Source organism: Maribacter aestuarii (assembly GCF_027474845.2).
Classification (GTDB): Bacteria; Bacteroidota; Bacteroidia; order Flavobacteriales; family Flavobacteriaceae; genus Maribacter; species Maribacter aestuarii.
The window spans coordinates 1,293,971-1,320,540 of sequence record NZ_CP107031.2 but is presented as its reverse complement, the minus strand read 5'-3'; the positions used below and the strand labels follow the sequence as shown (position 1 = coordinate 1,320,540).

At 39.4% G+C, this 26,570-nt stretch carries 23 protein-coding genes; 11 read left to right on the top strand and 12 right to left on the bottom strand.

What is annotated here, in order from left to right; all coding sequences use genetic code 11:
- The gene (locus tag N8A89_RS05965; protein WP_289645100.1) at window positions 1–2,412 is read left to right on the top strand and encodes an ABC transporter permease; all 2,412 of its coding nucleotides are present in this window, start codon (window positions 1–3) and stop codon (window positions 2,410–2,412) included.
- A gap of 26 nt (window positions 2,413–2,438) precedes the next feature.
- Window positions 2,439–3,104, top strand: coding sequence for an ABC transporter ATP-binding protein (locus tag N8A89_RS05960; protein WP_281541433.1), 666 nt, complete (start codon window positions 2,439–2,441; stop codon window positions 3,102–3,104).
- Window positions 3,105–3,150: 46 nt separating this feature from the next.
- Here the strand turns inward: N8A89_RS05960 and N8A89_RS05955 are convergent, their stop codons facing one another.
- Window positions 3,151–4,863 carry an amidase gene (locus N8A89_RS05955; RefSeq protein ID WP_281541432.1) on the bottom strand — a complete coding sequence of 571 codons (1,713 nt, stop codon included), beginning with the start codon at window positions 4,861–4,863 and terminating at the stop codon, window positions 3,151–3,153.
- A 313-nt stretch (window positions 4,864–5,176) separates the two neighbouring features.
- Between N8A89_RS05955 and N8A89_RS05950 the strand changes: the two genes are divergently transcribed.
- From N8A89_RS05950 to N8A89_RS05930, 5 genes are all read left to right on the top strand, one after another.
- Entirely contained in the window at window positions 5,177–6,319 is a 1,143-nt protein-coding gene (locus N8A89_RS05950; RefSeq protein WP_281541431.1) for an Mrp/NBP35 family ATP-binding protein, read from the top strand.
- A gap of 11 nt (window positions 6,320–6,330) precedes the next feature.
- Window positions 6,331–6,570 (top strand): NifU family protein, encoded by a 240-nt coding sequence (locus N8A89_RS05945; RefSeq protein ID WP_281543347.1) that lies wholly within the window; start codon window positions 6,331–6,333, stop codon window positions 6,568–6,570.
- Window positions 6,571–6,645: 75 nt separating this feature from the next.
- Window positions 6,646–7,707 carry an NAD(P)/FAD-dependent oxidoreductase gene (locus N8A89_RS05940; RefSeq protein WP_289645070.1) on the top strand — a complete coding sequence of 354 codons (1,062 nt, stop codon included), beginning with the start codon at window positions 6,646–6,648 and terminating at the stop codon, window positions 7,705–7,707.
- A gap of 51 nt (window positions 7,708–7,758) precedes the next feature.
- Entirely contained in the window at window positions 7,759–8,121 is a 363-nt protein-coding gene (locus tag N8A89_RS05935; RefSeq protein WP_281541430.1) for a four helix bundle protein, read from the top strand.
- Window positions 8,122–8,142: 21 nt separating this feature from the next.
- Window positions 8,143–8,475 (top strand): 2Fe-2S iron-sulfur cluster-binding protein, encoded by a 333-nt coding sequence (locus N8A89_RS05930; protein ID WP_281541429.1) that lies wholly within the window; start codon window positions 8,143–8,145, stop codon window positions 8,473–8,475.
- 32 nt (window positions 8,476–8,507) lie between these two features.
- Here the strand turns inward: N8A89_RS05930 and N8A89_RS05925 are convergent, their stop codons facing one another.
- On the bottom strand, window positions 8,508–9,119 hold the full coding sequence (locus N8A89_RS05925) for a DEAD/DEAH box helicase (protein ID WP_281541428.1): 612 nt from the start codon (window positions 9,117–9,119) through the stop codon (window positions 8,508–8,510).
- Window positions 9,120–9,381: 262 nt separating this feature from the next.
- Between N8A89_RS05925 and N8A89_RS05920 the strand changes: the two genes are divergently transcribed.
- Window positions 9,382–9,573 (top strand): cold-shock protein, encoded by a 192-nt coding sequence (locus tag N8A89_RS05920; RefSeq protein ID WP_027075965.1) that lies wholly within the window; start codon window positions 9,382–9,384, stop codon window positions 9,571–9,573.
- Window positions 9,574–9,722: 149 nt separating this feature from the next.
- Here N8A89_RS05920 and N8A89_RS05915 read toward each other — a convergent pair whose 3' ends face one another.
- Both N8A89_RS05915 and N8A89_RS05910 read right to left on the bottom strand, forming a co-directional pair.
- The gene (locus N8A89_RS05915; protein ID WP_281541427.1) at window positions 9,723–10,898 is read right to left on the bottom strand and encodes a hypothetical protein; all 1,176 of its coding nucleotides are present in this window, start codon (window positions 10,896–10,898) and stop codon (window positions 9,723–9,725) included.
- A 47-nt stretch (window positions 10,899–10,945) separates the two neighbouring features.
- Window positions 10,946–12,685 carry an ABC transporter ATP-binding protein gene (locus tag N8A89_RS05910; RefSeq protein ID WP_289645069.1) on the bottom strand — a complete coding sequence of 580 codons (1,740 nt, stop codon included), beginning with the start codon at window positions 12,683–12,685 and terminating at the stop codon, window positions 10,946–10,948.
- A gap of 86 nt (window positions 12,686–12,771) precedes the next feature.
- Between N8A89_RS05910 and N8A89_RS05905 the strand changes: the two genes are divergently transcribed.
- Window positions 12,772–13,860 carry a TPM domain-containing protein gene (locus N8A89_RS05905; RefSeq protein ID WP_289645068.1) on the top strand — a complete coding sequence of 363 codons (1,089 nt, stop codon included), beginning with the start codon at window positions 12,772–12,774 and terminating at the stop codon, window positions 13,858–13,860.
- Between the two features lie 46 nt (window positions 13,861–13,906).
- On the top strand, window positions 13,907–16,087 hold the full coding sequence (locus N8A89_RS05900; protein WP_430682090.1) for an acylase: 2,181 nt from the start codon (window positions 13,907–13,909) through the stop codon (window positions 16,085–16,087).
- 135 nt (window positions 16,088–16,222) lie between these two features.
- Here N8A89_RS05900 and N8A89_RS05895 read toward each other — a convergent pair whose 3' ends face one another.
- From N8A89_RS05895 to N8A89_RS05865, 7 genes are all read right to left on the bottom strand, one after another.
- The gene (locus N8A89_RS05895; RefSeq protein WP_281541424.1) at window positions 16,223–16,822 is read right to left on the bottom strand and encodes a M23 family metallopeptidase; all 600 of its coding nucleotides are present in this window, start codon (window positions 16,820–16,822) and stop codon (window positions 16,223–16,225) included.
- An 11-nt stretch (window positions 16,823–16,833) separates the two neighbouring features.
- Window positions 16,834–17,481, bottom strand: coding sequence for a hypothetical protein (locus N8A89_RS05890; RefSeq protein ID WP_281541423.1), 648 nt, complete (start codon window positions 17,479–17,481; stop codon window positions 16,834–16,836).
- 117 nt (window positions 17,482–17,598) lie between these two features.
- Window positions 17,599–18,663 (bottom strand): dipeptidase, encoded by a 1,065-nt coding sequence (locus N8A89_RS05885; RefSeq protein WP_281541422.1) that lies wholly within the window; start codon window positions 18,661–18,663, stop codon window positions 17,599–17,601.
- 1 nt (window position 18,664) lies between these two features.
- Complete coding sequence (locus N8A89_RS05880; RefSeq protein WP_281541421.1) at window positions 18,665–19,777, bottom strand: D-TA family PLP-dependent enzyme; 1,113 nt, start codon at window positions 19,775–19,777, stop codon at window positions 18,665–18,667.
- Between the two features lie 7 nt (window positions 19,778–19,784).
- A complete protein-coding gene (locus tag N8A89_RS05875; RefSeq protein WP_281541420.1) occupies window positions 19,785–20,246 on the bottom strand; it encodes a RidA family protein in 462 nt (153 codons plus the stop codon).
- A gap of 223 nt (window positions 20,247–20,469) precedes the next feature.
- A complete protein-coding gene (locus N8A89_RS05870; protein ID WP_281541419.1) occupies window positions 20,470–21,786 on the bottom strand; it encodes a gluconate:H+ symporter in 1,317 nt (438 codons plus the stop codon).
- Window positions 21,787–21,928: 142 nt separating this feature from the next.
- On the bottom strand, window positions 21,929–22,825 hold the full coding sequence (locus tag N8A89_RS05865; RefSeq protein WP_289645067.1) for a metallophosphoesterase: 897 nt from the start codon (window positions 22,823–22,825) through the stop codon (window positions 21,929–21,931).
- A 113-nt stretch (window positions 22,826–22,938) separates the two neighbouring features.
- Here N8A89_RS05865 and N8A89_RS05860 point away from each other — a divergent pair, with 113 nt between their 5' ends.
- A complete protein-coding gene (locus N8A89_RS05860) occupies window positions 22,939–25,311 on the top strand; it encodes a GAF domain-containing protein (protein WP_281541418.1) in 2,373 nt (790 codons plus the stop codon).
- A gap of 7 nt (window positions 25,312–25,318) precedes the next feature.
- On the opposite strand, the gene N8A89_RS05855 is transcribed toward N8A89_RS05860, so the two are convergent.
- Window positions 25,319–26,521: a Pycsar system effector family protein gene (locus N8A89_RS05855; RefSeq protein WP_281541417.1), complete on the bottom strand. Its 1,203-nt coding sequence runs from the start codon at window positions 26,519–26,521 to the stop codon at window positions 25,319–25,321.
- Window positions 26,522–26,570: the final 49 nt, after the last annotated feature.

The window sequence follows — 26,570 nt, the reverse complement described above, 5'->3', positions numbered from 1 at the left end:
ATGTTAAGCACAAGTTTAAAAATAGCCTTTAGGGGATTTATAAGAAATCGATTTTTCACGACTTTCAATCTATTGAGTCTAGTAATTGGATTGTTCGTGGCATTCGTGGCTTTCAGTTATATTAAATGGGAGTATAGTTATGATGAGTTCCATGAAAATTCGGAAAACGTATATCGTTTGGCTCGTACGTACCGCTCACAAGATTATAGTGTCATTGGTTTTAAAACTTGGAACGAAGCAACCGCCGCAGAACAACAAGTCCTAATTTCGGGATTAAAAGATATTCCAGGGGTAGAAACTGCCGCTCAGTTCATCACTTCAGAGAATTTGGAGTTTATGGAATGGAACGGTAAACGGGTCCAAGAAAAAAACTTTCTGACCACCAATACCGCACAAGATTTTGTTTCTGTTTTTACTTGGAAACCCTTGGCCGGTAGCTTATCCGACTTTGGTACAAATTATAACCGTCTGATTTTAACGGAATCCAACGCAAATAAGTTTTATGACCAACATAAGGGTAATTTTGAATCTTTGATCGGGGAAGTAGTGCAAATTGGGGATAATAGCTATCAAGTTTCGGCTGTAATAGAAGATGTTCCACAAAACTCCCATTTTGATTTTTCTGTTGCTATCAGCGATACCCGAATTCCGTATTGGGGTAGTCGTATTTACTTGGGTCTTGCAGAAAACAGTTCCTATAAGGATATTGAAGGGCAGATTAATGCAGCTATGTCCAATATCAATCCCAACGTAACATCTGATCCACTTTACAAAGAACATTTTTTACAACCTATAGAAGATATTCACCTAAAGTCGAACATCCTTTATGAGATGAAGACCCCCGGAAATTATACGTTTCTAATTTTAATAGGTGGGTTTGCCCTATTTATCGGTATAATCACTCTTTTCAATTATGCCAATTTTACCTTGGCCATAAAATCAAAGCAAGGAAAATCCATTGGCATAAAAAAAGCGATGGGTGCTAAAAATAAGTCGGTCGCCTTACAATTTTTTGTGGAAGGTATTCTTTTGGCCCTATTGGCGATTCCTTTCCTTTCTCTGCTAATTTTCCTGGTGATGCCTGCTTTCAATAACTTGATGAATGTAGATCTCAACGTAAGTGTATTGGATGACCCCATTGCCATATTTCTTTTGTTGGGGCTGGCCATTCTGTTTGGTACGCTTTCAAGCATTGCCCCGTCCGTAGTTTTGTCATCCAAAAATGCACTGACGCTTTTTAAGGAGAATTTGAAGGATAATCGGTTTGAGCATTTCTCTGTCCGAAAATATTTAGTGATTAGTCAATTCGCTATTCTTATAATCATTATATCCATTTCCTACTTCGTCAACAGTCAAATGAACTTTATTGAGGGTAAAGACTTAGGATTTAATAAGGAGGGGATATTGTATGCTTATACCTCAGAAGAAAAACTGAACGCTTTTCAAGAAAAATTGCGTCAAATACCTGAGATAAAAAACGTGGGTAACGGATCAACGCTTGGGATAGAAACCTTTAATCAGGGAACGTATAAATTACAGGATGTGGATGCTGTCTTTGACGATGCCAACCAACTTTACCTCGACTATGAAGCACTAAAGGCCTACGGAATTAAATCGACGATAGATTTCGAAAATGAAACAACTAGAACTACTATCATCAATAGAACGGCAGCGGAAAAATTTGCAAAAGTGAAGAACGTTGCTCCCCAAGAACTAATTGGAACCGTAGTCATTACCGAGCCGGAATATGTTTCCGAGGATGGCCAGGTAGGTTTCCCATTTACCATTGGAGGTATCTTTGAGGATATCAATTTATTTTCCCTAAAGGAGGAGGTAACCCCTTACTTTATTATGCTTTCACCAAATGTAAGGATGGGTGGTACAAGTATTATTGCATTTGAGCCAGATAAGGCTGCTGTTGTAATGGATAAGATCAAGACGGTTTATGGGGAAATAAATGAGAGTTTTCCCTTGGAAATGAACTTTTTAAGCGAGAATCTTGCCGGACTTTACGAACAGGAAGAACAAGCTGTAAATCTTGTGTTTTATTTAAATATTTTGGCGGTTATCCTAGCATCCATGGGCATCATTGGAATCACTGTTTTTCTAGTTTTGGCTAGAAGAAAAGAAATTGGTATTCGGAAAGTTCTGGGTGCCTCAGACGTGCATATCATTAAAACCACAATAAAGGAGTACATATTCTTTATTGGGGTAGCATTTTTAGTCGGATGGCCTATCGCCTATTACGGTAGTAGGAGATGGTTATCAGGATTTGCTTATCGAATAGATATAGAGCAATACATCTTTTTAATAGTTGGCCTATTGGTATTTCTTGGCACTGCTTTTCTCGTTGGTCTTGTGGCCCTTAACGCCGCGAGAAAGAGTCCAGTAAAAAGTTTACGAACCGAATAACTCCATATTAACAATAAAACGAAACTATGTTGCTACAACTAAACAATATTTTCAAATGGGTTAATTCTGGAGGGCAGCGCATTTTCCTTTTAAAAGATATTAATCTCGAAGTTTCCGAAGGAGAGTTTATATCCGTCATGGGTCCATCAGGTTCCGGCAAATCTACATTACTAAATGTTATTGGAATGTTGGACGGGTTTGACGAAGGGGAATATCACTTTCTACATGAATCCGTACATACCCTCAAGGAGAAACATCGTGCTAATCTGTACAAGGAGTATATTGGTTTTGTTTTTCAGTCCTATCACCTTTTGGATGAACTTACCGTACAGGAAAACCTGGAAATGCCCTTGCTCTATAAAAAGTATAAAGGTGCGGAGCGCAAGGCCATGGTGGCAGATATGTTGGACCGTTTTAATATTGTTGGTAAAAAGGATTTGTTCCCGGCACAACTGAGTGGCGGACAGCAACAATTAGTGGGTGTGGCGCGTGCGCTTATTGCTAACCCAAAACTTATTCTGGCCGATGAACCTACAGGAAACCTGAACTCGCAACAGAGCGAGGAGATTATGGAGCTTTTCAAAAAATTGAATCAAGAAGATGGCGTTACCATAATTCAAGTAACCCATTCCGAAAAGAATGCGGCCTATGGCTCGCGAGTTATAAATCTATTGGATGGTCGCAAGGTTTAATTGATGGTACAAATCTTTAAAGTCGCTTAGAGCGAAGTCAAAGTGTTCAGTCAAAACCTTTGGGATGCATTTCATCAAATTCCGTTGCGTCTTGGAAACCCTTTGCAAACAACAAAATCTTTTCCTCATCATAAAGATTGCCTACGAACGTAACACTCGTCGGATGGTTTTCCTCATCCAGACCAGTAGGTACGGCAATTACAGGATGCCCTGTTAAATTGGTAATCAGGAGTTGTTTGTTGCCAAAAGAAGGCGATATCAGTATATCGTAATCCTTTAGGATTTGGTGCATTTGCTCTATTAAAACCTGCCGGTGCCTGTTGGCCTGTAAATATTCGACCGCAGGTATAAAGCGTGATTGTCTTAATGAATTAGCCCTTGATTTTTTATCTTGCTCTACCATGCTGTCCACCTTTCCGGAAAGTACCAACTCGTCAAAAAAGGCACCGGATTCCGACCTTAAAATAATATCGAACCCATCATAGGGCATCTCAGTTGGTAAACTTACTGGTGTAGGGTCAATGCCCAATTTTTTTAAAGTTTTAAGGGCTTCTTCTAAATTTTCTTTTCCTTCAGTGGTATCTTTTTCGATGTCATCCTTGAGATATGCCACCTTAAAGGTTTTAAAATCTAAAGCTGGATTATAGTTGAAAGGAACGGTACTTGTTGTCCTATCCAACGAGTCCTTACCTTGGATAATACTGAAAACAATAGCGCAGTCCTCAGCGTTTCGACACATAGGTCCTACTTTATCCATGGACCATGAAAGACTCATAACACCATGTCTACTTACCCTACCATACGTAGGTCTTAATCCTGTGATACCGTTAACGGAACTAGGAGAGGTAATGGAACCTAAAGTTTCTGTCCCTAATGCAAACGGGACTAATCCAGCAGAAGTTGCAGAACCTGAGCCTGCAGAAGAACCGCTAGCTCCCTCCTCAATATCCCATGGGTTTCTCGTCTTACCCCCGAACCAGACGTCACCCCGCGCCAATGCGCCAGAAACCAATTTGGCCACCAAAACTCCACCAGCCACTTGTAAGCGTTCTACCACTGTTGCGGTTTCCTCAATTTGTTGGTTTTTATAGGGTTCGGAACCCCAAGTAGTCGGATATCCATTTACGGACATCAAGTCTTTTACCCCATAAGGTATACCGTGCAAAATGCCTCTATAATGACCATTGGCCAATTCCGCATCTAATTTTTTCGCTTGTGCTAGGGCTAGCTCCTCCGTAATGGTTATCGTGCACTCTAACGCGGGGCCGTATTTTTTTAATCGGTCCAAAAAGAATTCGGTCAGCTTCAACGATGATATTTTCTTGTTTTTAATTAGTGAAGCTAATTCCGGAATAGTGTAAAAAGCCAGTTGGTTCAAACTATCGGGTATGTCAATGCCTTCAGGTATATACCAAGATATTAACGTGTCTTTTGCTTTTGGGAATGCGAAATTTTTTGGGGTGGGGTCAAAAAATAACGCTGGAAAAACCGACTTGTCCAGACTATACTTACGTAAAGAGTCATATCCCTTGCTGTTTTTTTCCAAGTACTCGTAGAGTGTATCTATTTTTTCTTCTGAAAATTCAATACCGATTAATTTTTGGGAGCTTTTAATGTCGTTTTTTGAGAACGAATGCTTTTCATTTTTACAGGAGATTATGAGAAGTAGAACAATAAAACAAGTAACAAAGCGGGAACAATTTCTTCTATAATCAGGCATGTAAAAATCGGTTTTTAGTCGGGTTAGTTTTCTGCTCATAAATTTAGCCTTTTCCCATTAAGTTCTTCAATTCGATATAAAATGAATGGCTGATTAATCAGTCTTCCCGTCTTAACGTAATCCAGAATATCAATATAAATGCAATTACCTTCCCAAATATCTATGCTAAGCTATTATTTCCAATTTTTTAACCATATCATATATCAATCTAACTACTTCCTATTCTCAAGCCTAAAAGCTATCTTTGTTGTTTAGAATGATTTTACATAAAGGTTAAGATTGCTTAGGTCTGTAATGGTGGATAAGCTGAGCGTCAAGAAGAGATAAACCCTTTGAAAGTGATAGTATCAGAATGAAAATAGATAAAAAGGACGTTTTAAAAGCATTGGAGCAAATAACCGTTCCTGGTGAGGGCCAGAATATGGTTGAAAGTGGTGCGGTCAAAAATGTGATGATTTTTGGCGATGAGGTAGAAATAGACATCACCATTAACAATCCCAGTTTACAGGCTCGTAAAAAGACCGAAGTGGAGATTTTAAAAATCGTTCATAGAGAGGTCTACGAAAAGGCGAAAATCAAAATTAATATAAAGGTCGATGCTCCAGTGGCCAAACCGAAAGCAAACGAAATTAAGGGAAAACCCATACCGGGTATCCAGAATATTATTGCGGTAGCATCGGGCAAGGGAGGTGTTGGTAAATCTACGGTAACGGCAAATTTGGCCGTAACCCTTGCAAAGATGGGCTTTAAAGTGGGACTATTGGATGCGGATATTTATGGCCCTTCTATGCCCATTATGTTTGATGTTGCCCAAGAAAAGCCTTTGGCGGTTAACATAAATGGTAAATCCAAAATGAAGCCGGTAGAAAGTTATGGTGTCAAGTTACTGTCCATTGGTTTTTTCACCCAACCCAATCAGGCGGTGATTTGGAGAGGTCCCATGGCGTCCAAAGCTTTGAACCAAATGATTTTTGATGCCCACTGGGGCGAGATAGATTTTATGCTGTTAGACTTACCTCCGGGAACGGGCGACATTCATTTGAGCATCATGCAGGCCATGCCGGTAACAGGGGCTGTGATTGTGAGTACACCACAGGAAGTGGCCTTGGCAGATGCGCGCAAAGGGGTGGCCATGTTTCAGCAAGACTCCATCAACGTACCCGTCTTGGGCATTGTGGAGAATATGGCGTATTTTACACCTAGCGAATTGCCGGATAATAAGTATTATATTTTTGGAAAAGAGGGTGCAAAACACTTGGCGGAAGATTTAAAAGTTCCGTTTTTGGGAGAGATTCCTTTGGTACAAAGTATAAGGGAAGCAGGGGATGTGGGTCGCCCGGCCGCAATGCAAACGGCTACTCCAATAGAGGCTGCATTTGAGGAAATAACAAAAAATGTGGTTCAGGAAACTGTAAATAGAAATAAAAGTATACCTCCAACGGAGGCTATTAAAATAACAACAATGGCAGGTTGTGCTGCCGTTACAAATAAGTAGGTATGACAACAATGACTTCGGACGAACTAAGAATGAACGTAGAAAAGGCCTTGGAGGAAATCCGACCTTTCTTGCAGAGCGATGGCGGTGATATTACCTTGATTTCAATCGATAATGAAAACTCTGTTAAAGTAAGATTGGAAGGTGCTTGCGTTGGTTGTACGGTAAACCAGATGACTTTAAAAAGTGGGGTGGAAATGACGATAAAAAAGTACGCCCCTCAAATTGAAGAAGTCATTAATATCAGTTAGAGGAGTTGATAAATGTCATAATACGAAAGTTATCACAGCAGTAATTTTGCTGTGATTTTTTAATTTGATTTTTGAATGATTAAGACAGATATATTAATTATAGGAGCGGGACCTACGGGTCTTTTTGCCGTTTTTGAAGCAGGACTTTTGCAGTTAAAATGCCATTTAATAGATGCTTTACCACAGGCAGGGGGACAATGTTCCGAAATCTATCCAAAGAAACCCATTTATGATATTCCAGGTTTTCCAGAGGTACTGGCAGGAGAATTGGTAGATAATTTAATGGAACAGATTAAACCTTTTCAGCCTGGATTTACACTGGGGGAAAGGGCCGAGACGATTGAAAAATTGGAAGATGGTTCATTTATAGTTACTACCAATAAAGGAACAAAACATCACGCACCGATTGTTGCTATTGCAGGTGGGCTAGGAAGCTTTGAACCTAGAAAACCGTTACTGGAAAATCTGCGTAAATACGAGGATAAAGGGGTAGCTTATATCATAAAGGACCCAGAAGTGTACCGTAATAAGAAAATTGTCATAGCAGGGGGAGGGGATTCAGCCTTGGATTGGAGTATTTTTTTGGCCGATGTGGCAGCTGAGGTTACCTTGGTACATCGACGAAATGAATTCAGGGGCGCTCTAGATTCCGTGGAAAAAGTACAGCAACTAAAGAACGAAGGAAAAATAAATTTAATTACTCCTGCTGAGATCGTTAAACTAAACGGCGAGGATAAATTATCCTCGGTAACCATCAGAAAAACATCTAACGCTGCTGAGAACATTGAACTCGAGGTAGATAATTTTATTCCACTTTTTGGATTATCACCAAAATTGGGACCTATTGCCGATTGGGGATTGGAAATTGAAAAGAATGCGATAAAGGTGGATAACACGTTGGACTATCAGACCAATATCCTTGGTATTTATGCCATCGGTGATGTAAATACCTATCCCGGCAAATTAAAATTGATTCTATGCGGTTTTCACGAGGCTACGCTTATGTGCCAGAGCGCTTATCAGCGTATCTATCCAGATAAGAAATACGTAATGAAATATACTACCGTAGGTGGGGTTACCGGTTTTGATGGCAGCAAGAAGGAAGCACCTAAAGCAGTTGTAAAAGCAATTGAATAGGACTCAGGAGTTAGTGTATAGGGTATAGAAAAATAAATAAATATTAAGGTTTTGGCTTTTCAGAGATTTGAAGATATATTGGTTTGGCAGAAAGCCCAGAATTTATCAGTTTTTATCTATCAAAACTTTTTAAAGAGCAAAGATTTTGGCTTTCGTGACCAGATTACGAGAGCATCAGTATCGATTTCAAATAATATTGCCGAAGGTTTTGAACGACGAACGAATCCTGATTTCATCCGTTTTTTATATTTTGCTTTGGCCTCCAATAGTGAAGTTAGATCAATGCTTTATTTATCGCAACGACTTAAGTTCTTGGACGATCCGACGACCAAAGAGTTAATCGATAAAACCAATGAAATATTAAAAATGTTATACGGGTTGATTAAATCTATGAAAGATCAACCTAATTCCTAACAGCCTAATTCCTTTAATCTTTTGAAAGATATTAAAATCAAAATAACCGACCGGGACGGTATCCTTCACGAAATTGACGCCCCTACGGATATGAACATGAACCTTATGGAAGTGGTACGTTCCTATGAACTGGCCCCGGAGGGTACTATTGGTATATGTGGTGGGATGGCCATGTGCGCCTCGTGTCAGTGCTATGTTAAATCCGACCATGTACTACCAGAAATGTCGGACGATGAGGAAGCTATGTTATCGGAGGCATTTCATGTACAGGATAATTCCCGATTGGGTTGTCAATTACATATTAATGCCGATATGGACGGGTTGGAAGTTGAACTCGCCCCAGAAGAAATTTAACATAATTCTTCATTTTTAGAATTTTTAAGTTACTAAGCCTTTATTAATTTGGAATGTTCCATAAAATTGGATTCAAAACGTTTCAGTTTCGGATGTAATTTTTCGGCATACAATACATATTGACATTTTATAATACTTTGAGTAATAGAGACCATTGCTTGGTAGTCCGATTTTTGAATGAGGAATTCGGCATCGTCTATACTCAATAGCTTTAGTTCGGACGTGCTTACCCCGTTTAATAAAAATAGCTTGTTCATAGTCTTGGGTGTAGATATGAGGATATCTATACCTTCAAAAATTTCCGATTTCTGAATATCTATATGTAGCTCTTCGTATCCCACATATACGCGTAAGGAGTTATATTTGGTATAGGTTAAAAAGGCATCATATAATTCCAATGCCTTTTCCTTGTTTTCGACCAAAACCACCGCTCTTGGCGCATTGCCTACCGCTTCACATTTTAGTTTTTGCAAGGTCGTAAGTATCAAAGTTGTTGTCTTGCCGGCATCTTTGGGTGCGATACAGAAAGTATTAACACCACTTTTTATAACAGGAATACTTTTGGTCTGAAAATTCGTAGGACTAGTAATTTCTAGACGTTTTAAGGTTTCCTTTATATCATTATGTAATTTTTTAAAAGCCATATAAGAATTTTTGACGGTACTTTGTTTTGGTATACTATCCATTATGTAGGGGACAAAGGTAACAACTGATTTCTTAGAAGCTAACCCCAAGTCTACTCCTCAAAAATGTAGCGAAGGCTTTACGGTAATATGGGATAAAGAATGCGTTTTTAAAGAACAAAATTTATAATAAATTGAAAATAAGTCAATTAAAATATTGAATGTCCGATAAATGGCATCATCTTTGCCAATTAATAAATATTATAAATTTAATTACATTACAATGAGTAAAGGAACAGTAAAATTTTTCAACGACACAAAAGGTTTTGGATTCATCACTGAAGAAGGAGTTGAAAAAGATCACTTTGTACACATTTCTGGATTAGTAGATGAAATTCGTGAAGGCGATGAAGTCGAATTTGATTTACAAGAAGGTAACAAAGGTCTAAACGCAGTAAACGTAAAAGTTATCTAATCATATACTTTCAAGTTTTACATAAGCCCATCGGTAACGATGGGCTTTTTTTATTAAACTTAATTGGATTTAATTCTAAAGGTTAACGCTACTTCCCAAATGCTCTTGGTTATTGTTCAATAGCAAAAATTACAGATTAAAATGTTAAACTACAAGATAATTCCAAGAATGATAATAAAATTTAGGTTATAGTCACCACTCTCGCCTCTAAAGTCAGAAAGTAATTCTCTTGTTGTCGTACGTCTTATTTCTAAGCTATACTTTTCCTTAAAAGAAAGACCTAAACCGTACATCAAATTAGCAGAACTTGAAATTTTAATGTTTTCATTTATGTTAGAGTTTAAAGGAATGTCATAAACTCCTGCGGCATTCATAAATAACCTTAAATCGTTTAAATAAAGGTAATGTCTCAATCCTAGTGGAACTTCAATGGACTTGTATGTGATACTGAAATTATCAGAGGAATTTTTAGAATTATAAACCTGATAAGTGGGTTCTATGAAAATCCCCCATTTATTTTTGTTGAAAGGTAAAACAAATTCTGTTTCTATCCCCAATCGAAACCCTAACGAATTGCCAAAATCAAAAGATTCCTCTGCTGAAAATACAGAAGCGGTACGGAGATATTCAACATTACCATATTGCAAACCGGATTTCAATGAAAGGTTAATCTGAGATTTATTCTTTGATATTTTTTCAAAACTGATGTTTGGATTCAAACATATATTGTAATCCCTAAAAATTTTTGTCAATGATGAGATAGAATATGTTGTGGACTTTATGTCACTCTCGCTTATAACCTCACATTTAATGTGGTTTATTAATTGTTGTTTGAATCTTTCATATGCTCTAATTTTTGAATCATTCACCAAATATCGTTTGTAGACCAAAGGTTCTAGCCTATTCTCCTCGACTCTATAGAAAAATCTGGTAATATTTCCGTCAGTATACAAGTAAAGCGGACTTTCACCAGCTACCAATTCTTTTAAAAAAAGCCGTTGTTCTGTAAAATTTGGAAGTCTGTTGGTAGTTAGTCTCTCGAAATCATCAGGTGATAAATCGATTTTAACTATTGCACTTATATACCGAATGCCATTGTAGAAACCGAACTCTTTTACGTCAGAAGTCTTTAATATTTGTTCCTTGTCGTTTTCGGAGATTTTATATTTGAAAGAGTCGGGATTGTGGGCCCAATCATTATTTTTAATTAAACCATCTTTTCGTTCGCCATTCATATCGATGAAATAGCCATTTTCATAAATTATCTGAGAGTGAATGCAAAAAGATATGAATAGCAATAGTGCTGTAGTTACGTATTGTCTCATGAAGGTTGTATTGATTTGACGACGAAAATAGCCCTTTTTTGTAAGAATTAAATCCTCGCTTGGTAGGTGAACAAATTATAATACCTTCCCTCGGTTGCAATCAATTCATCATGGGTACCTTGTTCCGCAATACGGCCGTTTTCAATCACTAAAATTTGGTTGGCTTTACGAATCGTGCTTAAACGGTGGGCAATAACAAAAGTTGTTCTTCCCTCAGTGAGCGTGGCCAAACTTTTTTGGATCAAAGCCTCACTCTCCGTATCCAAGTTAGAAGTAGCTTCATCAAGAATCAGGATTTTAGGATCGGCCAAAACCGCACGTGCAATAGCAATTCGCTGTCGCTGTCCACCTGATAGTTTTACGCCACGTTCCCCAATCAAGGTTTCTAGCCCATCTTCGAACCTATCCGTAAATTCATCAACATAGGCCCCTTTTACCGCCTTTTGCAATTCTTCTTCCGAGGCGTTGGGTCTAGGGAAGAGGATATTATCTTTTATGGTACCCTCAAATAAGAAATCATCTTGCAAAACAACGCCTAAAAACTGTCGAAAACTGGTCAAATCGACTTTTGCCAAATCAATCCCGTCTACCGTAATCTTGCCTGAATCTGGATTCAAAAAAGTAGCTGCCAAACCAGCAATAGTGGATTTACCTGACCCCGAACTACCGACCAAAGCTATTACATCCCCAGATTTTACCTTAAAACTAATATTGTGCAGAACATCCTTGTCTTCTTCATAAGCAAAGGAAACATCTTCAAAAGACATATCGCCATGAATATTTGAAAGCTGAACGGTACGCTCTTTTTCATTTGCTTCAGATACTTCGTTCATTAGTTCTTCCGTCCGGTCAAGACCGGCCAACGCTTCTGTTAACTGACTTCCAATATTACTCATCTGTACGATTGGGGCAATCATCAGGGCCAATAAAAAAGTAAATTCAAAATATTGTCCCGTCGTTAATTCTCCTTCCATCATTTTGTAGCCACCATATCCCATCATTATTCCTGTAGTGGCCAAGCCTAAAAGAAAAGTTGACGAACTTGTCATCACGGCAGTGGCGGTTAAACTCTTTTTTACGTTCTGGTATAATTTGTCCACACCATTTTCAAATACTTTTGCTTCTTGAGCTTCCGCATTAAACCCTTTGATTACCCGTATTCCGCCAAGAGTTTCGGTTAAACGTCCTTTAACTTCCGCATTTATTTTACCACGGTCACGAAAAACGGGACGGATAATTTTAAAAGCTTTTAAGGCGATTATGGCAAATAAAACAAGAGGAATAAAAGTTAGCAATGTCATACCCGGACTTATTCTTAATAAAAGTATTAGTGATACGACCGCCGTAATGGTTCCGCCCACCAACTGCACCAATCCCGTTCCAATTAGGTTTCGAACACCTTCAACATCACTCATAATCCTTGAGACCAAAGCCCCTGATTTGGTATTATCAAAAAATCGAAGGGGTAATGAAAGCACTTGTTTCTGTACCTGTGCCCTAAGCTCGGAAATCATGTATTGTGCTTGTATGCTAAGTACCTTGGTCAAAAGAAAAGACATAAGACCTTGTACGAAAAAGGAAAATATAACTACGGCCACTAGTATTTTGAGGAGGTCATAATCTTTATTGGGTACGATGTCATCCAAAAAATAGCGAAGTGATACTGGCGCGACGAAACTCGCTGCTTTACTTATTACAATTAATACCAGTCCAAGGAAAACTAACTTTCGTCTGGGCCAAATTATTGTTTTGAACGCGGTAAGAATACTAACTTTTTTGTCTGCCATAATTTATTCGAACAAGAAGCTTGCAAGTTACTTGAATTTAAAGAGAATTACTGTGAAGAATGCCATAGTTATGTTTGAATTGATTTTTGGAGAAGAACTGTATCTTTGAAATAGCACAACTCAATAGGGGTATGATTAAAAAAACCGTACTACTTCTTTTTATAGCTATTTCCACCACTGTTCTATGTCAAAACAGATATATGGAACTACGTGAAATAGTAACGGATAGTGCGGGTATTTTCAATCCAAATCAGTTATCTACGCTTAAAGAAAAATTGACTGCTTTTGAGCAAGAGACTACCAATCAACTGGTTGTGGTAACAGTACAAAGTTTAGGATATGAGACTATCGAGTCCTACGCGAACGGTCTGTTTAATCAAAACGGCTTAGGACAAAAGGGAAAGGATAATGGACTGTTAATCTTATTTTCAGAAATGGACAGGGAAGTTCGCATCGAGGTCGGGTATGGTTTGGAGCCTTATATTACCGATGCTGTTGCCTCAAGAATTATTAGGAATACCATGATTCCGAATTTTAAAGAGGATAAATATTTTGAGGGCATATCACAAGCCACAGATCAATTGATTTCTCTCTTAAGGGACCCAGAAGCACTAGATGAATTTAAGGAGGAAATACAACGCAGTGAGGATAGAAACACATTGATTGGTGCTGGCTTCTTACTGCTCTTCATTTGTGTATTCGTGGGTGTAGGTGGTTTTTTCTTCTACAGATCTTATAGTGGTTTGATTGAGATTTTTAGGGGAATTTTTATCGGAAAGCTAGGACTACTGCCGGGATTATTCTTGATTTTTTCAGCAGCGCTCTCTTCTGTTTTCGGCCTCGTATTTTTAGCAGTCCCCTTGGGAGTGGTTGCGACCATTTGTTGGCCGGAACTGTTACCAGTGTCTTATTTTTTGGAACGTCCTAGTCTATTGTTATGGCTATTAATTCCTTTTTTTGGTATTTCCATACTCATCGCTTTTATCAAAATCAAATTTTTTGGAAAGGATGATTTCAAACTTTCCTTAATTTCCAATGATAAGGCCTACTATAGGAAAACATTTTCCTCAACGGGGACGCATTCTTTTGGCTCCAGTTCTTCCGGCGGAAGCTCAAGTAGTTTTTCAGGAGGTGGCGGCAGTTCCGGGGGAGGCGGCGCCAGTGGCAGTTGGTAATTTCTAAACCATTTGATGTATCTTCATCATTCAAAATTCAATGATTATGAACCGTTATATTATCCTTCTGTTGTCCGCTCTCATACTTACATCCTGTGCCATTGAGCAACCGAACACAGAAATTGAAAGATGGAAAGAGCAAGCGTCAAACGTTGAAATTATTAGGGATGATTTTGGTGTTCCCCATATTTACGGCAAAACAGATGCAGATGCGATTTTCGGATTGTTATATGCGCAATGTGAAGATGACTTTAACAGGGTGGAACAGAATTACATTTGGGCAACGGGTCGTTTGGCAGAAGTTGAGGGGGAAGAGGCTTTGTACAGTGATTTACGGGCAAAGCTTTTTATGACGGAGGACGAGGCGAAGGCGAATTATGAAAAAAGTCCGGATTGGTTAAAGAAATTATGTGATGCCTTTGCGGACGGCGTAAACTATTACCTGCATACACATCCGGAAGTGAAGCCTAAATTACTGACCCGTTTTGAACCATGGATGCCAATGTATTTTAGTGAAGGAAGTATTGGTGGCGATATTGAGCGCATAAGAACCAGCGAAATAAAAGCCTTTTATGAGGGTAACATGGAAATACCCGAGTCAGAAATTAAGGCCATTGAAAAGGAGGAGGAAATGGTTGAACCACAAGGTTCTAACGGAATTGCGATTTCGGGTTCATTAACCCAATCCGGGAATGCCATGCTGCTCATCAACCCTCATACCTCATTTTATTTTAGGGGAGAGGTGCACGTGGTCTCCGAGGAAGGTCTCAATGCCTATGGTGCCGTTACTTGGGGTCAGTTTTTTGTGTACCAAGGATTCAACGAAAAAACGGGATGGATGCATACATCAACTTATACTGATGTGATGGATGAATTCAAAGAAAACATCACCAATTTGGATGGTAACATCGTATACCAATATGGTGAAGAATTACGTCCGGTAGAGGTGTCGAAAATCACTCTTACATATAAAAGTGATGAAGGCTTAAAAGAGAAGACATTCCCTGCCTATCGCACTCATCACGGACCTATTACGCATATGGAAGATGGTATGTGGACGGCCTCGGCCATGATGTGGGAACCTATTAAAGCATTGGAACAATCATTTGTTAGAACCAAAAAAGAGGGCTATAATGGTTTTCGTGAAATGATGGATATCCGTACGAACTCCAGCAACAATACCGTTTATGCGGATGCCGAGGGAAACATCGCCTATTTTCATGGGAATTTTGTACCCAAGCGTGATGTCAATTTTGATTATGCTGAACCTGTTGAAGGATGGAACCCAAAGACCGATTGGCAAGGTTTGCATACGGTAGATGAAAATATTTTAGTATTGAATCCCGAAAACGGATGGATACAGAACTGCAACTCTACTCCGTATACTTCGGCTTTGGAGTTCAGCCCTAAAAAGGAAGATTATCCCTATTATATGTCTAGGGACCAAGAGAATTTTAGGGGCGTTCACGCCATAGGATTATTGAAAGGAAGAAGTGGTTATACCTTAGATAGTTTAATTCAATTGGCACATGACCCCTATCTGCCCGCGTTCGAAGCTTTAATTCCAGGTTTGATAAAGGCCTATAATAGTCACGATGATAAAAACCCGAAGCTGAGAGAAGCTATCGAAGTACTGCAGAAATGGGATTATAAAACATCCAAACAGTCGGTTGCCATGACCCTGGCCCATTTTTATGGTACGCGTTATTATCAAGAAGGAAGATATCCTGATGGGCTGAATGCTATGGAGCGTATTATTTATTGGGGAACGCAGCCTGGGGAACAACTCAAGATTTTTGAAAAAACGATTGACCAATTAACGGCGGATTTTGGAACTTGGAAAATGCCTTGGGGCGAGGTAAACAGGTATCAACGCCTTACTGGAGATATCCGTCAAAATTTTGATGATGACAAGCCCAGTATTCCCATCGGTTTTGCGTCGGGGTCCTGGGGAGCGCTAGCTGCCTACGGTGCCAGGTATACGACTGAAGGTGCCAAGAAAATCTACGGAACGCGTGGTAACAGTTTCGTGGCCGCCGTAGAGTTTGGGGAAACGGTTAAGGCAAAAACTATTTTAGCGGGTGGGCAAAGTGGCGACCCGGATTCCCCTCACTTTGATGATCAGATTCAAAAATATGCCGATGTGGAATGGAAGGATGCAGCATTCTATAGAGAAGATGTTTTGAAGCGGGCAAAAGAGACTTATAAGCCCGGAATGCGTAAGTAGTTTTACCAAAGTGATAGATGTATCATCTTCTCTGCGCAAGAGCTATACTCATTCAATTATTTGGATAGATAAAAATGGAAAATTGACATTCAAGCACTATAGTCCATTTTGGGTTCTTGTTTGCTTGGGGAAGCCTTATTTTCTATGTTGTCGTATGAATTTAGTAGGGTCTAAGTACCCTTCAGTGTCATTAGAGTAACCTTGACCAATAGGGAGGTTCACATCGTTTCTGATTTCAAAATGTAAATGGGCAAAATACATTCCCCCTGCATTTCCAATTGTTCCAATTTTAGCACCCTTGTAAACGAATTGATTTTTTTCAACTAGAATGGAGTCACAATGAGCATAAAGAGATTCGTAAATCTCGCCATTTTCCATATAATGTTTGATTCGGATAACCTTCCCCCAGCCTCCTCCAATATTTTTCGAGAAACTTATGTAGCCATTGGCTGATGCATAAATTGGATCTCCGAAATCTGTGTTACCACCACCATTGCCGTTCCAATCTTCACCGAGATGATTATTCATGCCAAAAGGCTGTGCATTATAATATCCATTTGCATCTGGTTTTCCTACCGGAAAATCAAAACCGTTTGTAAAAATTATGGAATCTGTTTTTTTTAAAGTTGGAGTAGATTTCTCAAAGTGGCCAAGGGCAGTATAACGGTCCTCCTTTTGGGGATAAATTAATACTAGTGTAAAAGTGAATAAACTTAAGAGCAAAATTCTTTCCAACACGATTGGGTTTAATCCTTAGTAACGATGAGTGTCGCCTTAGACCCGGAAGACAGTAGCCATTTGTTGGAATAGATTAATTGCCCCGTATCATCATAAACATCTACTTGGGCGGTATTCGGTGCAGAAGAACCGTGGTTCAATGCTTCAAATTCTAGTTTGTTAAAGCCTGGTTGTAAATCAACGTTTATGCCCTTAAAGGCACCCGTAAGCAACATATTGTGCTCTACTACCATGTCGTTTACGTATATCTTTACGCGATCCCCATCCACATATTCATGGTCTCTACAAACAATGCCCACATATTTCCCATTACTCTTTACGTCTCCCAGATACTGATCTGCAAAGTATTGTCCGGAACCTCCCAGCCGTTCACCCGGTCCGATACGAGGGTCGATCTTGAGGCCGGTTCCTGCTTGAACTAATTCCTCATCCGGCACCATTTTTACCGGATTGGGATTTTTATAATCGAGCTTGGGCTGTTCCTTTATTACAGAAGGTATATTCAGAACCGGACCAGAAGTGGTCTTTCCCTTTGGGTCTTCAATCTTAACCGCTTCTACCTTCAACGGTTTTTGCGTAGGAATGTCGGATTGAGCGTTTACCCATCCAAAACCTAAGACACAAAGAATTACAAGAAGTAGGTTAGTTTTATTCATCAGTTATTAAAAAATCAAAATAAAGATAACAAATACCCTGCCATGGGGACTTAAGAGCTTGTTAAATTGTTAAATGATCGATAAGTAACCGCCATCATACTGCCTAAACGAAAATGGCTATTTCCAAGTTTTGTTCAAGAAGCGTATAAAATTTTTATGCATGATGTTACTAATATCCTCCGTACCATATCCTTTATTTCGTAATAACTCAGGAATTTTCTGCAAATCTGCAATAGTGTCCAAATCTGAAGGACTTTGTTCTGTTCCAAAACCTCCATCCAGATCCGTACCGATTCCCACATGTAAGGAGTTACCTGCTAATTGACAGATATGGTCTATATTTTGGACCATAAGGTCCAAGGTTACCCCCATTTTCTCTGGTGTCGATTTTCCACGTTGCCAATTGGGAACCATCATCCAAGCATCTAGAGCCGTTCCTATTACGGCATCCCGATCAATAAGTTCCAATAGTTGCTCATCTGAAAACTGGCGGTTATGGTTCACGAATTTCCGGCAGTTGTTGTGACTGGCCCACACCGGTCCTTGATAAGCATTCATAGTTTCCCAGAAACTTTGGTCACAAAGGTGAGTGGCGTCTAGAATGATATTTAGACTCTGAACTTTCTTTAAAAGTTCTTTACCCTTCGCTCCGATGCCTCCAACGGAATCTGTCCCAAAGGCATAGGTTCCTGGCCCATAATGGGCAGGTCCAATGGCCCGTAAACCTTGCTCATATGATTTCTCCAGATAATCTAGGTCAATGATACTATCTGCTCCCTCCAAACTTAAAATATATCCAATAGGTGTATTTTCCCGGTCCTCCTCCCAACTTTTTAAATGGGCATTAAGGGTTGCTTTGTCAGTTATTTGTTTAATAAATCCGTCCGCTTCCATGGCCTTGTACCAAGCCAGCTGTCCTTGGGTCTGTGCCCAAGCCTGTTGTGATGAGTTCCAACCAGGTAACGGGTTTTCGGGTTTTACATAACGTGCTATTTGAGTAGCCACACAGAGGCCAATATTTCCTTGGCGCATCGCATCAAAGGAAACGGTGTTTTTACCTCGATCCGGCTTATCCGTCAAATCCTGCTCACTTTTCCGGATATCTTCTACTGTCCACCTGAGGTCACGATTCCATTCCATGGCGTTCATGGCCAAGTCCAGATGAGCATCAAAAATGAACATATTATATGGTTATTTTATGGTTACGTGCGGCTACGTTCCAAGTGTCTACAATCCCACCATTTTCCACAACTTGCAAGTACTCATACTTGGCGACTGTAGGACAAATGTGTTTGGGGATAGCGTAGTGTTCGTCACCCACTTCAGAAATCTTAAGGTCGTCGTATTCCACCACTAGGTGCTCTTCGGACTGACTTATTTGTTTGCCGTGATCTAAGGTCAAAAATCGTACCCTTGGAAAGGCCATTTCGGGAGCAATGGATTTATGGCCTAAATCAAAACAAATAATACCCGCTTTTGGTTTGCTGATGATACGTGTAAACAAAACTGCTGCAGGAAGAAAGTTCATTTCTGGGAATAGTTCCCCATAGCCAGCGTCCCAAAGTAGTGTAGTTCCGGGACTTGCAATAACATTTTCGCGTTTGGCGTGAAAAGGAAAAGTAGGGGATCCACCCGCGATAATAACTGGTTGTGGAAGGCCAGCATCAATTATTTTTTTCTTTAATGCCAAGACAGTTTCAAAAGCTGCATCGCAATTCTTTTCTCGTATTATGGGGTCCGGATTTCTAAAATGTCCGTCATATAAGTGTAAACCTTCAAATGATAAATTTGACTGTTCCGATATAAACTTGTAAAGATTAAATGCTTCCAAATTTGGCGCTATTCCCGTTCTATTCATTCCCACGTTCAAATCAATAAACAACGAAAGCTTAATCTCATTTTTGGCTGCCTTTCTACCAAGTAGGTCAGCCGTTGAGGTGTTGTCGACCAGCGCAGAGAACGCTACCTTCGGAAATGTTTTAATTAAGGACAGCAGACGGTCTATGTTCGCCCCAACAGGTTGCATGGCTAGCAAGACATCAGGTGCTTTACAGGAAGCCAATAATTCCGCTTCGGCTATTGTGGCACACTTGAACTTGGTAATTCCTTGCTCCAATTGCATGGATATTATTTCAGCACACTTATGTGTTTTTACATGGGGACGCAAGTTTTCCGGGCCACCCGCCATGTCTACCATAGTTTTTATATTGTGCTTTATCCTATCCGGATATATCAATAGGGATGGAGAAATGACGGATTCAGCATCCTTTAAAAGAAACCATTTTTCATTGTTCATGGGAAGATTATTTATGTAGCTCGAACATGGCCTCAATTTCAACCGCTACCTGACCGGGAAGCATCATGCCTACTGCACTTCTAACGCCAACGCCATTTTCAGGACCAAAAACATCGGACATTAATTCACTATACCCATTAATGACTAATGGCTGATCTCCAAATTCCGGGGTACAGTTGACCATACCCAAAGTTTTTACCAGTCTTTTAATACGGTCTAAACTCCCAAAGTGGGTCGTGATGGTTGCCAACATTGTAAGCGCTACATGTCTAGCAGCTTCTTTTCCCTGTTCAAGCGTCAGAGTTTCTCCCACGCGACCAGTGTATAAGGACCCATCCTTAAGCATTGGTCCTTGTCCGGAAACATATAGAAAATTTTCAACCACCAATATAGGTTTGTACAAACCGGCTGGCGGAGGTGCCGGTGGTAGAATTAGGCCAAGTTCCTTTATTTTTTCTGATGGTTTCATGAATTATAATTTACAGGTAAAAGATACGATATAAGTGTCTTTTCAACCCTAAAAACCAATCTCAAATTATTCTTTTGTGTAGAACTTTACGAAAAAAGAGGTACTTCTAATCTCGGGAGACGCTACTTAAAAAAGCATATGAATTAGACAGTCAATAAAACGATATTTAGTAGATGTGAAATCAGTAATTATTCAGGATTAATGATAGGTTATGTGCTTATGATCAAATGAAGATATTAAGTACGAGCACACCTATCAGTCCCATTACACCCACCGTGGTTTCCATAACGGTCCATGTTTTTAGCGTATCCTTTACCGATAAATTAAAATATTCTTTGTAAAGCCAGAAACCACTATCGTTCACATGGGAGAGCATTAAACTGCCGGAACCTATGGCCAGGACCATGAGTTCGGCACTTACGCCAGTCCCGTTTACCAAAGGCAGCACAATACCGGCAGCCGTAAGTCCTGCGACCGTTGCGGATCCTACACAGACCCTTATGACAGTGGCAATTAACCAAGCTAAAATTAATGGAGAAATGGAAGAGCCATCGAGCATTGCTCCAATATACTCACTGACACCACTGTCTATAAGTACTTGCTTTAAAGCACCTGCTCCAGCTATAATCAATAGTACCATGGTTATTCCCGTTATGGCACTGGCCACGGAATCCATCACTTCTTTCATTTTTTTACCACGGGCAAGACCTAAAGTATATATAGCCACCAAAACCGAAATGAGCATAGCAATAACTGGATTGCCAACGAACAACAAAATGTCCTGTAATACCGACCCATCCGGTAGAAGAAGAGCTGCCAAAGCAGCTATGGCAATAAGAATAACGGGTAGCAGAGCGGTAAAAATACTGATTCCTGTACCGGGCATTTCTTCGTCCTTCAGAATTACGGGGTTCAAGAACTCCTTAAGTGGGGTTGCTTTTATGTTTTTCATGGTTCGTGACAATAGAGGTCCTGCAACGATGATAGCAGGGATGGCTACAATAATCCCATACAATAGGGTTTTGCCAATATCCGCATTAAAGGTAGCCGCAATTGCCGTAGGCGCCGGGTGTGGAGGTAAATACCCATGAGTTACGGAAAGGGAGGCCAGCATAGGGAGGCCTACATAGAGTAGCGGTAGCCCAGTTGCCGCCGCAATGGTAAAAACCAGCGGGATTAAAATCACAAAACCTACGGAATAGAACATGGGTATGCCTACGATAAATCCAGTGAGTACAACGGCCCATTGAATATTCTTCTTTCCAAATTTATCGACAAGTTTGGTCGTGATTCTTTGAGCTGCGCCACTGTCCGCGACCAATTTTCCTAGCATAGCCCCGAGGCCTAAAATGATTACTAAGAATCCAAGGATATTGCCAATGCCTTTTTGAATGGAATCTATGACGGTAACAGGTTCCATACCCTCGGCTATTCCGACGAAAAGCGAAACGAGTATGAAGGTGATGAAAGCGTTGAGCTTAAACCTTGTAATTAATATAAAGAGCAGTACTATTCCAAGAATTACAATGAGTAGTGGCATGGTATGGTTGATTATCTTTAGAAATAAGATTTAAATATAGCATAAAAAGATAGGCTCCATTTAATTTTTAATCTTCGGATGCACTGTCTCAGCATATTTTGAACTTTAGGGTTTTAGAATTGAAACTTCATATTAAACATTACTAATGCTTCATATAATCTGTCAATTTTTGGGGCCCTTCCAAGAGAATCCGCACTACCCTAAGTATCCCGTCCTCGGTAGTAGAAATCTGCCACTTGATCAATGATATTTGTCCTTTTTCAATTTCGATACCCGTAATACTTCTTGGATGAACACAACTACCGTCATTAAAAAAAGGAATATCGCCCGGTTCCGGAAATCTCGGTCTGTGTGTATGACCAACAATGGTAATTTTCAGGTCGTTCTTAAGTATCCATTTCTTAATCCGACGTTCGACTTTTATCAGTTCCGTATAGTTTTTTGCCGGACTTGTCGGGTCTGCAATACCCCAGACCTGTAGGGGTTTCCATAAAACTCTTACCAAAAATCGGCCCCAGCGCCAAAAGGTATAGTTCCACCAATCGGCCTGATGCCCATGTGCTAAAAATAATTCTTGTTCCGTTTTGGTATGTTTCAAAATTAATGCTTCGTTGTATCTGATGCCCTCAAAAAGCTCTTTGTCCTTATCATCTATGGGTTCGAAATAACTTGAGAGATGTTTTTTAACGTAGGCCTCATCTTTATATACCATGTCATGATTGCCCCATATCATGTGCAATCTATTTTCCAAATGGTATTGGCGAAGTAGTTTGAAAACGTTTTTGTGGGCCTCAAAAATGGATTCAAAATGGATGTTCTCCCAAAGTTCATCGCCGTCGCCTAACTCACAATATTGGAAACCTTCATTGTAATAGAATTTTAGTGCATGAAAATAGATGTTCCTATTGTTGGCAAAATCATCCGCAAAACTGTTGTCCCCCCTATGACAATCGCTAAATAGGATGAACTTGGAATCATCATCAAACGGGATGGTTTTGGCATTTTTATAGGCTCTAGAAAGTCTATTTGCGGACGACATTTTCAAAATTTATATAAATATCCGAAAAAGTGTAGGACCACCTAATGAAACCTTTAACAAAATTCTATCAGTAGTTTTGTAATTTTAAGATGCTTTTGTAGACATATTAAGACATGATGAAAGGTAAGGATAAAATAATGCCGATTAAGCCCCTCGTTAGTTTTGAAAAACTATTGAAGCATTACGAGGCGTTGGCAGAAGGCGACGACAAAATATTGGCTCAGCGCGCCAAAGAAATCCTTAAGGCACAAGAACCTTATCCAGAACTTAGGGATGGTTTTCAGGATGTTTCGTTGCTGGATAAGCATAAAGATATTATAAGTTTAATTCTTCAGGATAGTTTTCCGCCATTACTGAGTGACAATGAAATAAAAGCCGCTTCATTGCCTTATTATGATGTGTTTTTCAACACTTCAAATAGATTTCAGAAAATAATAAACGAAGCTGGACCCGGTTTTGAGCCCGTACTTAGAAATCAAGAAGAGGGCATAGACTATATTATGGGCTGTATCGTAATCCTCAATTTCTACTACGGATTTAAGTTGGATTTCAGCAGGCCTTTCTTTTATGACATCCCCAATGCCAATGGTGTAATGCACCACTATCGTATTCTGTATAATGCTGATTTTCTGGAGTTACATCCGACCGAAAAATCAAAGGAAATAACCCAGGATGATGTGGATGAACTTTTGGAAAATCCTGATAATATTGACCTATGGATGGAAAAGATTCCACCGGAAAGTTTTATATCCAAAGGGTTTGTTATTTCCAATATGTTCGATGTTACGGCGGAACACTCCATTTCCGAGATAAAATCAGAATTGATCGCTAGTGATAAAAGGGGTAGTGACAATTTTATGGCCGACCTGCAGGAAACCTTTCGGTCATTTTTCCGGTTGCCGGATTTAAAGGTTGGCTTTGTCACCTACAATCCTAACGAAGACCGTTTTGAACCAGTTTATGGTAAGGGTATCTCCAGTTTTATTCTAAATGGCAAGGATACACAGGAATGCAAGGACGCGCTCTGCCAGTATTCCTATAACAAAATTTTAAAGGATAACGATTATTTTGCCATTAGCGATGTGGATAAATATGAAGAAAAATCCGGAGGTATGGATCCTTACAAGGCTTTAAAGCAACAGGGAATAAAGAGTGCAATTTTTGCTCCCATTGCGTTTGAAGGTTCTCTATTGGGCGTGTTAGAAATAGCTGCCGACAAAAAAAATGTGCTGAACGGTGTAAATGCCAAGAAATTAGATGATGTTATGCCGTTTATAGTATCGGCCGTAGTGAGATCCAAGGTTGAGGAAGAAAACCTTATCGATGCCGTTATACAGAATGAATGTACTTCCGTTCATTCCTCTGTTTATTGGAGATTTCAAGAAGAGGCTAAACATTTCATTAAGGAGCAATTGGAGGGAAGACAGCCTTCATTTAAAGAAATCGTATTCAAGGATGTTTATCCCCTATTTGGTCAAATAGATATTAAGGATTCGTCAAAGGCTCGTAATAATGCGATACAGCGAGATTTAATGATTCAGCTTTCCGAGATTAAGAGCGTTTTGGAGGCTGCTTTTGAAAAATTCAAACTCCCCATTTATGAGGAGTTGAAATTCCGAGTCGGAAATCATTTGGACAGCATAAAGGAGATGTTATACACGAATAGCGAACAGGCCATTTTTGATTTTGTCAAAGAAGAAATCAATCCTGTTTTTGCGCATTTAAAGAAATCCGATCAAGAAATCAATAAACATATCTTGGCTTATGAAGCTAAAATAGATATGTCGACCGAGTCTTACTATGATCATCGTAAGAATTACGATGAAAGCGTTATGTTAATCAACAAAGAATTAGCATCTGTTATAGACAAGAAGCAAGAAGCTGCCCAAGCCATGTTCCCACATTATTTTGAACGGTACAAAACGGATGGTGTTGAACACAATATGTACATCGGTAATTCTATTGCCGGAGGACAAGAATTTAATGAATTGTACCTTAATAATCTACGGTTATGGCAGTTACAAGTAATGTGCGATATGGAGAATACGCACTATGCTTTAAAGCCCAAACTTCCCATACAGTTGGATGCAACTTCCCTTATCCTTGTCTATAATACGTCACTATCCATACGATTCAGGATGGATGAAAAGCAGTTTGATGTTGACGGAACGTATAATGCCCGCTATGAGGTTATTAAAAAACGGATAGATAAATCCTATATAAAGGGAACCAATGAACGTTTGACGCAAACAGGTAAGATGTCCATTGTATATTCTCAAAAAAAGGATGAGCTGGAATATCTGCGTTATATTAAGTTCTTGAAATCCAAAGGATATTTCACGGATAATATTGATATCGTTGAGTTAGAAGGATTGCAAGGTGTCTCAGGTTTAAAAGCGATTCGGGCAGAAATCTTGTATAAAACAGAAGAAAAACCTGAGAAAACCTATACCTACGAGGATTTGATGCAAGCCTTAAAGGAATAACCAGAAATTAAGATACAATACCCATCGTTCGCTCAGGCCCAAAGAATTTAAAGAAAATGGCAAAAGCCAATACCGAGACAATCATGCCTATCATAAATATGGTATAGGTCCATCGCAACAGCCTATATTTCTTGTTCAGCACCAAGCCCAAATAGTAAAGGTCCTTTGTAAGCGAAGAATAAATATAGTCTTTGTCTTTTACGAGTTCATTTATGGCCCATTCGTAATCTGCCAATTTCATTTTATGAAAATTACCAAAGAATAAGAGGTTAACTCTTTTTTGTCGTACATCCTCTTCAGTAAATTCACCACTTGTAACATTGGGCCGAGTTGCCAATACGGCAAGAATCATGGAAATGACACTAAAAACGACGAAAATCACGGTAGGGTATATCAAGTAGTCATTGGATGGGTTGTCCAATTTGGGGATAAGATTGGATAATGCCAGTGAAATAATTATCGCATTAACGGATAATAGAATATTGGCCTTGGTGTCTGCAATATCGCTTAAGGTAATATGGTTTTTTAAAGTTACCCTGAACAACGTCTGAATTCCACGATCGGGACTCTCGCCCTTATATTTTGCCTTTAGGGCTTCCTTTTTAGCAATTTCCTTTTCAGATTTTTTATCCTTTATGAGTCGCCTTAGATTTTTATCCTTTCCGGCTTGCCAGTTTTCCTTGGCATAATCCGTATAAAATCGATGTTCCGTACGAAACATTTTTATATTGGCCTCTAGCCACTCTTTGTGGGAATAATTTGCAATACCCAATAGGCGCAGTTCCTCCCGCAACAGATCGGAGGTTTCCATATAGCTTTTCTGGGCAAAATGCGAAGAATCCGCATCCCTTATTATTTTTTCAGAAAGTGTTTTTGGTTCCGCATAACGGGCCGTTGCCATGATAATATCCGAAATGTTTTGGATGGTTTGTTGCTCACAAGCTTGTTCGGTTAAAAACTCTTTTGCAATAGCACAACTAACCTTTTCGTGATTCTCAGTACCCTTTGTATAGCCGGTGTCGTGCAGCCACGCAGCTAACTCTATTGCTTCCTTTTCCTTTTCCGATAGCGTACATGAATCTAATAATTCTTTAGTATTTTTAACGACTCGCTGGGTATGTCTTAAATTATGATATAAGTAATTTGGGTCTAGTTCGTTGGATAATAATTCTACAACGAATTTTTCTGTTTTTGAAACAATATCCGACATACTAGATTTTGGATTTGAATTGTCCAAATTACGAAAATTTAAACACAGG

Bases quoted from the DNA above. Each gene is read 5' to 3' on its own strand.
- N8A89_RS05870 (WP_281541419.1), bottom strand. From the start codon at position 21,786: ATGCCACTACTCATTGTAATTCTTGGAATAGTACTGCTCTTTATATTA.
- N8A89_RS05955 (WP_281541432.1), bottom strand. From the start codon at position 4,863: ATGAGCAGAAAACTAACCCGACTAAAAACCGATTTTTACATGCCTGAT.
- N8A89_RS05925 (WP_281541428.1), bottom strand. From the start codon at position 9,119: ATGGCTTTTAAAAAATTACATAATGATATAAAGGAAACCTTAAAACGT.
- N8A89_RS05860 (WP_281541418.1), top strand. From the start codon at position 22,939: ATGATGAAAGGTAAGGATAAAATAATGCCGATTAAGCCCCTCGTTAGT.
- N8A89_RS05940 (WP_289645070.1), top strand. From the start codon at position 6,646: ATGATTAAGACAGATATATTAATTATAGGAGCGGGACCTACGGGTCTT.
- N8A89_RS05880 (WP_281541421.1), bottom strand. From the start codon at position 19,777: ATGAACAATGAAAAATGGTTTCTTTTAAAGGATGCTGAATCCGTCATT.
- N8A89_RS05915 (WP_281541427.1), bottom strand. From the start codon at position 10,898: ATGAGACAATACGTAACTACAGCACTATTGCTATTCATATCTTTTTGC.
- N8A89_RS05960 (WP_281541433.1), top strand. From the start codon at position 2,439: ATGTTGCTACAACTAAACAATATTTTCAAATGGGTTAATTCTGGAGGG.
- N8A89_RS05885 (WP_281541422.1), bottom strand. From the start codon at position 18,663: ATGTTCATTTTTGATGCTCATCTGGACTTGGCCATGAACGCCATGGAA.
- N8A89_RS05950 (WP_281541431.1), top strand. From the start codon at position 5,177: ATGAAAATAGATAAAAAGGACGTTTTAAAAGCATTGGAGCAAATAACC.
- N8A89_RS05945 (WP_281543347.1), top strand. From the start codon at position 6,331: ATGACTTCGGACGAACTAAGAATGAACGTAGAAAAGGCCTTGGAGGAA.
- N8A89_RS05900 (WP_430682090.1), top strand. From the start codon at position 13,907: ATGAACCGTTATATTATCCTTCTGTTGTCCGCTCTCATACTTACATCC.
- N8A89_RS05920 (WP_027075965.1), top strand. From the start codon at position 9,382: ATGAGTAAAGGAACAGTAAAATTTTTCAACGACACAAAAGGTTTTGGA.
- N8A89_RS05890 (WP_281541423.1), bottom strand. From the start codon at position 17,481: ATGAATAAAACTAACCTACTTCTTGTAATTCTTTGTGTCTTAGGTTTT.
- N8A89_RS05875 (WP_281541420.1), bottom strand. From the start codon at position 20,246: ATGAAACCATCAGAAAAAATAAAGGAACTTGGCCTAATTCTACCACCG.
- N8A89_RS05910 (WP_289645069.1), bottom strand. From the start codon at position 12,685: ATGGCAGACAAAAAAGTTAGTATTCTTACCGCGTTCAAAACAATAATT.
- N8A89_RS05965 (WP_289645100.1), top strand. From the start codon at position 1: ATGTTAAGCACAAGTTTAAAAATAGCCTTTAGGGGATTTATAAGAAAT.
- N8A89_RS05865 (WP_289645067.1), bottom strand. From the start codon at position 22,825: ATGTCGTCCGCAAATAGACTTTCTAGAGCCTATAAAAATGCCAAAACC.
- N8A89_RS05855 (WP_281541417.1), bottom strand. From the start codon at position 26,521: ATGTCGGATATTGTTTCAAAAACAGAAAAATTCGTTGTAGAATTATTA.